This window comes from Actinomycetota bacterium (assembly GCA_030776725.1).
Lineage (GTDB): Bacteria > Actinomycetota > Nitriliruptoria > Nitriliruptorales > JAHWKO01 > JAHWKW01.
Genome location: JALYHG010000150.1, coordinates 1 through 7,983 on the forward strand (window position 1 = coordinate 1; position 7,983 = coordinate 7,983).

The window sequence follows — 7,983 nt, forward strand, 5'->3', positions numbered from 1 at the left end:
CCCGGGTCGTCGGGGCCGGCGCGTTCTCGGTCGCGTACGTCGGTGACGGATCCGACCAGGCGGTCGCGGTCACACAACGGGGCATCGAGACGTCACAGGACGGCGGCAGGACGTGGCAGGTGGTCACCCAGCCCGGTGTGTTGCCGGGGCGGCCAGCGGCCCGGGCTGGTGACGGTCACGGCGCGGTGTGGGTGGTCACCGAGGAACCGCGCAGCCTGCAACGCAGCCACGACGGGGGACGAACCTGGGAGGAGGTCGCTCGCGCGTGACCCTGCGATCTCGCCGCGGTGGCGTCGATCAGCTGACGGAGCGCCGGCCGACGCCGGAACCGACCGTCGAGGCTCCCGCCGCTCGCCGCTCGTGATCGGCGGTCACCGACCAGGTGACCCCTCGGCGGGTCCGGCTGCGTCTGGTGAGGACGTTCGCGGCCGTCGACCCCGTGGCCGCCACCGCCGCAGCCCAGCTCGGTCGCGCTCCGTCCAGGAGGTCGTTCCAGTACACGGCCCACCCGCTGGCCACGGCGCGTCCGATGGCCGGGGCGGTCAGCACACGTCCCGCGGCGGCCGCCACGCGGGGACGGGGCAGGAGTGCCGCGTGGACAGCGGCGTTCACGCCGTGGAACCGGGCGTAGGACCGAGCGACGAAGCGGCGGTACGCGGGCGCTGGACACCCGGGTTGGGCGAGGATCGCCTCAGCCGCGCCCCGTCCGCTGCCCATGGCCTGGCAGATCCCCTCTCCCTGCAGCGGGTTGACGAGGCCGGCTGCGTCGCCGACGAGGAGGACCCGATCACGGCCGGGGACGGCCCCCACCATCCCGAGCCGCAGCCATCCACCTCGTCGCGTCGCGGGGTCTGGAGGCCGTTGCAGCATGCGGCTGCGGTGTAGGTCAGCGAAGAAGCGGTCGACCAGCGGGGCGAGCTGCGCGCCGCCACGCCGGTCGTGCAGCGCCCCGATCCCCAGCCCGACGTTGGCCCGACCGTCCGGGCCGGGGAAGAGCCAGCCGTAGCCGGGCAACGCCCGCCACCGTTGCGGTTCCCACAGCACGATGGTGGGCACATCGACGTCGGCGTCGACGTACCAGCGGAGTGCCAGGCCCCACAGTGCGGCCGTCGGCGCGACGAGCTCGGTCGCCCGCCCGACCGTGCTCAGCGCCCCGTCGGCCCCCACCACGACATCGGCGTGAACGCGGCTGCGGTCGGACAGCGCGAAGCCGGCCAGCCCGTCTCGCCCCATGATCGGTGTGGTCGCCGACGCGCGGCGGAAGTCGGCGCCGGCGTCGCGTGCGGCTTCCAACAGGTGGGCGTCGAACCGGACACGCGGGACGATGATCCCGTGATCGGCGTAGGTCCGCCCGAGGTGACGAGGATGGTCAACGGCACGTCCGGTCGGGCCGACCACCCGCATCCCGGTGACGTCGAGCGCGCCGGGCGTGTCGATCCCGAGATCATCGAGGAGCTGCACACCGCGTGGACCGACCAGATCGCCGCAGGCCTTGTCGCGGGGGAAGATCGCCTTGTCGACGATGGCCACGCGGGCGCCGGCCCTGGCCAGGACCAGCGCCGCCACGCACCCTGAAGGCCCAGCGCCGACGACCAGGACGTCACAACCGTGCTGGCTCACACCTCACCTCCTCACGTCTACGGTACGACGGCCATGAGCGCACCTGCCCCACCGACCGCCACCGACCGCAACGACTCCGCCCGGCGGCTGTTCCGTGGTCTGCCGCCGCGTTACGACGTGCTGGCTGAGGTGCTGTCGTTCGGGCAGAACGGCCGGTGGCGGCGGACGATGGTCGACCAGGTGGTCGCGGCCCGGCCCGGCACGGTCCTGGACGTGGCCACCGGCACGGCGGGGGTGGCCCGTCAGCTGGCCCGCCGCACGGGCGCGGACGTGACCGGGATCGACCTGACCGAGCAGATGCTGCGCCGGGGACAGGCAGCGGTCGCCGAGGACGGTCAGGCAGACCGGATCCGGCTGGCGGTCGGGCGGGCGGAGCAGCTGCCGTTCGCCGACGCGACGTTCGATGCGCTGACCTTCACCTACCTGATGCGGTACGTCGCCGATCCACCGGCCACGCTCCGCGAACTGGCGCGTGTGGTGGCCCCCGGTGGCGTGATCGCGTCGCTCGAGTTCCACGTCCCCGCGCAGGCCGCGTGGCGCGGGCTGTGGTGGCTGTACACCCGGGTCGGTCTCCCCGCGTTGGGCGCTCTCGCGGGTCGGTCGTGGTACGAGGTGGGGCGTTTCCTCGGGCCGAGCATCAGCGAGCACGGCCGCCACTGGCCGGTGGCCCGGATGCTGGCGGCGTGGCACGACGCCGGGATCGTCGCCGTCGACCACCGCATCATGAGCCTCGGTGGCGGTGCGGTCATATGGGGGAGGAGAGCCGGTGGCTGAACGCCCCGGACCCAAGGCCGGGGAGCGACGCCCCGCGTTCTACGCCGCCGGCTCCGGAGGCTGGCGGGACTGGTGGACGATCCTGCATCCCCCGTACACCCTGTGGCATCTGAGCTACGTCGCGCTGGGTGCCGGCCTGGCGCCGCAGCTGGACGTGGGCAGGTTGGTGGCGACGCTGGTGGCGTTCTTCCTGGCCCTGGGGATCGCGGCGCACGCGCTCGACGAACTCAACGGTCGGCCGCTGTCGACCGCCATCTCCGACCGGGTGCTGATGGTCGCCTCGGGCCTGTCACTGGCCGCGGCGGCAGCGATCGGGATCGTGATGCTGATCCGTGTCGCTGCGGGCCCCGGGTTCGTGGCCGGGGCGATCGCGCTGATCGCGATCGGAGTCGTCCTCGTCGTCGGGTACAACCTGGAGCTGTTGGGTGGACGTCTGCACACCCACGCCGGTTTCGCGGCGGCCTGGGGCGCGTTCCCGGTCGTCACCGCATACTACGCCCAGGCCGAGCGGCTGGCCGGGCCGGCGATCCTCGCAGCCGGCGCTGCGTTCGCGGTGTCGTGGGCGCAGCGGGCGCTGAGCACACCCGCGCGGTTCGTGCGTCGGGAGACCGACCGGGTCGAGATCCACGTCGCCGCCTCCGACGGCGCCTCGACGCGTCGCTTCGACGAGAGCTTCGTGCTGGCCCCGCTGGAGGAGGCGCTGCGCGCGCTGTCGTGGGGCATGCTGCTCTTGGGCGCCGCGCTGGTCGCCGCCCGCTTGGCCTTCGGCTAGACCCGGGGCAACTCACTCCGCGAGCCCCTCCCGGCGGAGGTGGCGCCAGTAGCCGTCCACCCCCTGAAGGACGACATGGTCGTGGCCCCAGCGCAGCGCCGGGTACGCCACCCGGGCGGCCGCCCGCATCGACGGCTTGCGCATCTCCAACCGCCACCCGATGCGCACACACGACCCACCGTCGACTGGGCGGATCCGCAGCCGCGCCGGGCCCCTGAGGTCACCGCGGACCGAGGCGTCGATCCGTTCCGCCGGGCGACACTCCACGAGTCGGATCCCGACCTGCATGCGGTACGGCACGGGCGGGACGATGACCCCGCGCAGAACCGTCCCCCGGCGGAGTCCCGAACCGTCCACCTCGACGTTGCGCAGCCATCCCCACCACTGCTCGTAGCGATCGAGCCGCTGGATGTCGCCCCACAGTTCCTCAGGCGGGAGCGGGAACACGAATGAGCCGATGTACCCGATCTCGTAGGGCCGGCGGGCCTCGCCGAGGTCCATGCGCGCCTCCCGACGTGCTCCACCGTACGCCCCGACGTGAACGAGGCCCGGGCGCTGCGCCCGGGCCTCGGTTGACGCACGACAGGTGGTTACCCGACCTCGTGCTCGTCTTAGACCTCACCGCGCCACGCGCCGGTCTCTTGACCGCCGCGCTCCTCGATGAACTCCTTGAAGCGCTCGAGGTCGCTCTGGACGCGACGATCGGTGATGTTCACCGCGTCGGCGACCTTCTCGCGCCAGTCGTCGGGCTCGAACTCCAGCTCGAGGTTCACGCGGGTGCGTTGGCCGTCGAGCGGCTCGAAGGTCACGGTGCCGGCCTGGGTGACCTCACCTTCAGCGCGCCACGCGATGCGCTCGTTCGGCCGCTGCTCGGTGATCTTTGCGGTCCACTCGCGTTCGGCACCGGCGATGTTGCCCTTCCAGTGCAGCGTCACGTCGTCGACCTGTCGGACCTGCTCGACGTTGTTCATGAACTTCGGGAAGTCCTCGAACTGCGTCCACTGGTTGTACGCGGTTGTGCGGTCGACATTGACTTCGATGCTCTTTCGGATGGTCGTCGGCATACGTTCGCTCCTTGGTTCATCGCGGTCTCGTGGTCTGCCTCACCAACAGAGTGGGGGATGGGACGTCGCGCTTCCACCTCCACTCCCCAACGGACGTGGGGGAAACGAACGGCCGTCCGACGAACGGGAAAGTGGGCGTCAGCCGCGCAGATCGTCGATGATCAGGGCCAGACCGATCCCCAACATCCACAGGTCCTTGGCGACACCGATCCCCTCCTGGGTCGGGCGGACGTTGTCCTCCTCGGTCATCCCGGGGGCGTTGAGGTAGAGGCGGAGCGTGGCGATGGAGAAGGCCGTCAGTCCCAGGCCGGCCAGCCAAGATGGGATGACGGGACTGACGAGGGCCACGCCCAGTGCCGTTTCGCTCGCCGACAGCGTCTTGGTGAACGGTTCAGGGTCGATCCGCTCGACCGCGGGGACGGCAGTCGTCGCCATGCTGTGGAACGTCTCCGCCTGTTCCCGAGGTGCCTGCCGCTTCCCGAGCCCGGAGTTCAGGAAGAACACGCCCGTCGTCAGCCGTAGTGGCACATGGGACAGCTTCACGCTCACCTCACCTCGTCGGTGGTCTCAAGGTAGGAGGGTGAGCCCCGAACATCGTCGCCCAACCTGGCCCAGCGGCGACGTCCGACAGTATCCGTCTAGCGGTGACGGCGAGCGGCGCCGGCTCTTCGGATCAGGCAGCGGACGGCGAGCGCTGTCGCCGTGTCCCGCGCTACCCCATGTTGAAGACGGCCCAGGCGGGGCTGGCCATCACCGTGGTCAGGACGGTCACGAGCGTGGTCACGAGGATGCGGCGCATTCGGTCTCCTTACGCTGTGCGACGTTGCACCGCGCAAGATGACGGAGGCCTATCTCGCTGCTGTCTCAACGTGCGACGCGGCCGCCCCGGACTTGCCTGTCACGCTCAGCTCGCGCGGCTACCCCGGGTGTGGACCTGGTGACCGGTGGCCCGCAGCGCCTTGAGGTCCCGGTAGATGGTGGGGACGCTGACCTGCAAGAGCCCCGCGAGGTCCTCGACGGTCGGGGCGGCGCCCTGCGCCCAGGCCTCGTCGACGATCTGAAGGAGCCGACAGCGACGGTCGGCTGCGGCGAGGCCGTGACCGTCAGCGAGGTGCAAGGTGACGGGGACGCGCTCGTCGTCGCGTAGTGGCCGGCCGGTCGGAGCAGCAGCGGCGGCGAGCTGGACACGGATCTCCGGGGGTCGGCCGGACTCCCAGTCCTCGACGATCGAACGGTGCTCGGCGATCCGCTCGATCGCGGCGTCGCGTTCGTTCTCAGTGAGATCCGCGAGCGCGTCGAGCAGCGCCGACCGGGCGGAGGCCAGGGACTCCTGGGCTTCCTCCGATCGGCCGGCAGCCGACAACGCCCGCCGGTGCGCGTCGTGGACAAGCCACGGCCGAGGAACCCCGGGCCGTAGCTCGGCGACCGCCTCCGTGGTCGCCGCCACAGCGTCGTCGAACCGTCCGACGCCCAGGAGCCCCAGCCCACGTTGCGCCCGCACGGCGACGGCCAGGTCGGCGAAGCCGTGGTCGAGGCACACCGACGCGGCTTCGTCCACGTGCGTCAACGCCCGTTCGTGGTCGCCAGCTGACAGCTCCACGGATGCGGCACCGAACGACAGCTGCGCCAGGACCCAGGGGTCACCCGCCCCGGTCGCGAGAGCGGTGGCGTCATCCAGCCGGGCTCGCGCGGGGTCCAGCCGCCCCCGTTGCCGCTCGATGTCGCCGAGGATCCCGAGGCAGAACGCCTGCACGCGCTCGTCGCCGATGTCGCGGAAGTAGCTGAGGGCCGCCTGGGCGTCGTGTTCGGCGACGTCGAACTCGCCCAGGACGCTCGCGCGGAGCCACGCGGCGTTCATCCGGACCATCGCGGTACCCCGTCCGTGCCCGATGTCGCGGAAGATCGCCGCTGCGGCGCCGTACTGGTCGAGCGCTTCCTGCGGTCGACCGATCGACGCGAGCAGGTTCGCCAGGTTCAGGCGGTCTCGGCCCTCCGCTTCCCGGAAGCCGATCTTCAGGTCCAGTTGCACCGCAGCGCGGTAGCGCGCCTCCGCGCTGGCGCTGTCGCCGGTCTCCATCGCCACCGCGGCCAGTGCCCCGAGCGACAGCGCGCGTCCCCGCAGGTCGCCGAGCTCGTCGAAGGCTTCCAGGGCGCGCGTCAGGGCTGTGACGGCTTGCGGGTAGCGGCGCAGCTCGTGCAGGGCGGCGCCCAGCGCACGGTTGGCCTCGGCCACAGCAGCGGGATCGCCCCCGAGCGAGACGGCCTCTTCCAAGCAGGCGGCGGCGTCCGATACCTGACCGGCCCAACGCAGGACCGTTCCCAGCGTCATCAGTGAGGCGTGCCGGCTGCCCTCATCGAGGGTGAGTGCGGCACGGGCCTCCTGCTCGGCGAGGTCGAACCGGTCGGTGTGGGCGTGGAGCATCGCGCGGCGGCGGTGGACATCGGCCTGGCGTGCCGGGTCGCTTCCCGCCAGGACGGCGAGCTCGGCGAGGAGCCGGTCCTGCTGGTGGCGGTCACCGAGCAGTTCGACGACCGTCTCGTAGGCGGCCAGCACGCGGTAGCGCTCGTCGACGGTGACGGGGACGCGGCCGAGGAGCGCGGTGGCCTGCGCGTAGTGGCGGGCAGCCGTCTCGAAGGCCGCCAGCGACTCCGCTCGTTCCGCCGCCGCGGCCAGGTAGCGCAGGGCCGTCGGCAACACGTCACCAGCGAGCGCATGGTGAGCGAGCGCTTCGACGTCGTCGGGGCGGGTCTCGGCGAGAGTGGTCGCCAGACGCCGATGCAGGTCCACCCTGTCCGCGTCGTCGATCGTCCGCTCCACGACCCGCCCGATCTGGTCGTGTGCGAAGCGGTACCCGTCTCCGTGCTCGATCAGCAGGCCGCGCCTGAGCAGCTCGTCCAACGCGCCGAGGGCTCGGTCGACCGGGATGGCGGCCGCCCGCCGGAGGGTTTCGAGGTCGACCGGTCCTCCGTGCACGGCCGCGATCGCCAGGACGGCGCGTGCGTCCTCGCCGAGGGTCTTTAACCGCGTTGCGATGACGTCCGCGATGCTCCCCGGCAGCGGCAGCGCCCCGTCCACGGCGGCGTCCAGGGTGCCCTGCTCGACCAGCGCCTCCAGCGTCTCGAGGACGAACAGGGGGTTCCCCCCGGTCTCGGCGTGGAGCCGGGTCGAGAAGCGCGGGGGCAGATCGCGACGACCGTGCAGGTTCCGCAACAGCTCAGCGGTCCCGAACGCGGTGAGCGGCTCCAGCACCAGCCGCTCGCGTCTCCCATGACGGTCGACCGCGCGGATGGCGTCCCAGACCGCGGCCCTCTGCCGCGCGTCCTGGCCGCGGTAGGTCAGCACGACCACCAGCGGGGCGTCGCTGAGTCGCGCGGTCACCGTCTCGAGCGACGCCACCGTCGCTTCATCTGCCCAGTGCAGGTCCTCGATGACCAGCACGGTCGGGTGGAGACGGGCGAACTCCAGCAGCATCCGGGCGAATGCTTCGCGGGTGCGATGCGGCCTCTCCGCAGCCGCCAGACCGGGCAGGTCCGGCGCAACCCGCCGCAGCCGGGGGATCACCCGGGCGACGTCAGCGATCCACACCGGGTCGACGCGGGAGGCCAACTGCTCGACGCGCAGGGGTGAGAGTGCACCGTCGATGGCCTCCGCCAGCGGCTCGTACGGGCAATGGTGCTCGCGGCAGGCGCCCCACAGCACCGAGAAGCCGCGCCACTCCGCGTCGTCACCGAACTCCGCCACCAGCCGCGACT

The 7,983-nt window shown here is 71.9% G+C and carries 8 protein-coding genes; 3 read left to right on the forward strand and 5 right to left on the reverse strand.

From position 1 onward, the window contains the following. Positions 1-269, forward strand: a 269-nt coding sequence (locus M3N57_07065) for an exo-alpha-sialidase (GenBank protein ID MDP9022443.1), incomplete at its 5' end; no start/stop codon positions are given. A gap of 28 nt (positions 270-297) precedes the next feature. Here M3N57_07065 and M3N57_07070 read toward each other — a convergent pair. Beyond that, positions 298-1,620 (reverse strand): NAD(P)/FAD-dependent oxidoreductase, encoded by a 1,323-nt coding sequence (locus tag M3N57_07070; GenBank protein MDP9022444.1) that lies wholly within the window; start codon positions 1,618-1,620, stop codon positions 298-300. A 33-nt stretch (positions 1,621-1,653) separates the two neighbouring features. Here M3N57_07070 and M3N57_07075 point away from each other — a divergent pair, with 33 nt between their 5' ends. Then, positions 1,654-2,394 (forward strand): class I SAM-dependent methyltransferase, encoded by a 741-nt coding sequence (locus M3N57_07075; protein MDP9022445.1) that lies wholly within the window; start codon positions 1,654-1,656, stop codon positions 2,392-2,394. After that, positions 2,387-3,166, forward strand: a complete 780-nt coding sequence (locus M3N57_07080) for a hypothetical protein (protein ID MDP9022446.1) — start codon at positions 2,387-2,389, stop codon at positions 3,164-3,166. Before M3N57_07075 ends, M3N57_07080 begins: the two co-directional genes overlap by 8 nt. 12 nt (positions 3,167-3,178) lie before the next feature. On the opposite strand, the gene M3N57_07085 is transcribed toward M3N57_07080, so the two are convergent. The 4 genes from M3N57_07085 to M3N57_07100 form a co-directional block, all read right to left on the reverse strand. Then, positions 3,179-3,667, reverse strand: coding sequence for a hypothetical protein (locus M3N57_07085; protein ID MDP9022447.1), 489 nt, complete (start codon positions 3,665-3,667; stop codon positions 3,179-3,181). A 110-nt stretch (positions 3,668-3,777) separates the two neighbouring features. After that, on the reverse strand, positions 3,778-4,230 hold the full coding sequence (locus M3N57_07090; protein MDP9022448.1) for an SRPBCC family protein: 453 nt from the start codon (positions 4,228-4,230) through the stop codon (positions 3,778-3,780). A gap of 138 nt (positions 4,231-4,368) precedes the next feature. After that, complete coding sequence (locus M3N57_07095; protein MDP9022449.1) at positions 4,369-4,773, reverse strand: DoxX family membrane protein; 405 nt, start codon at positions 4,771-4,773, stop codon at positions 4,369-4,371. A gap of 361 nt (positions 4,774-5,134) precedes the next feature. Next, the coding region (locus M3N57_07100) for an AAA family ATPase (GenBank protein ID MDP9022450.1) at positions 5,135-7,983 on the reverse strand (2,849 nt) is incomplete at its 5' end.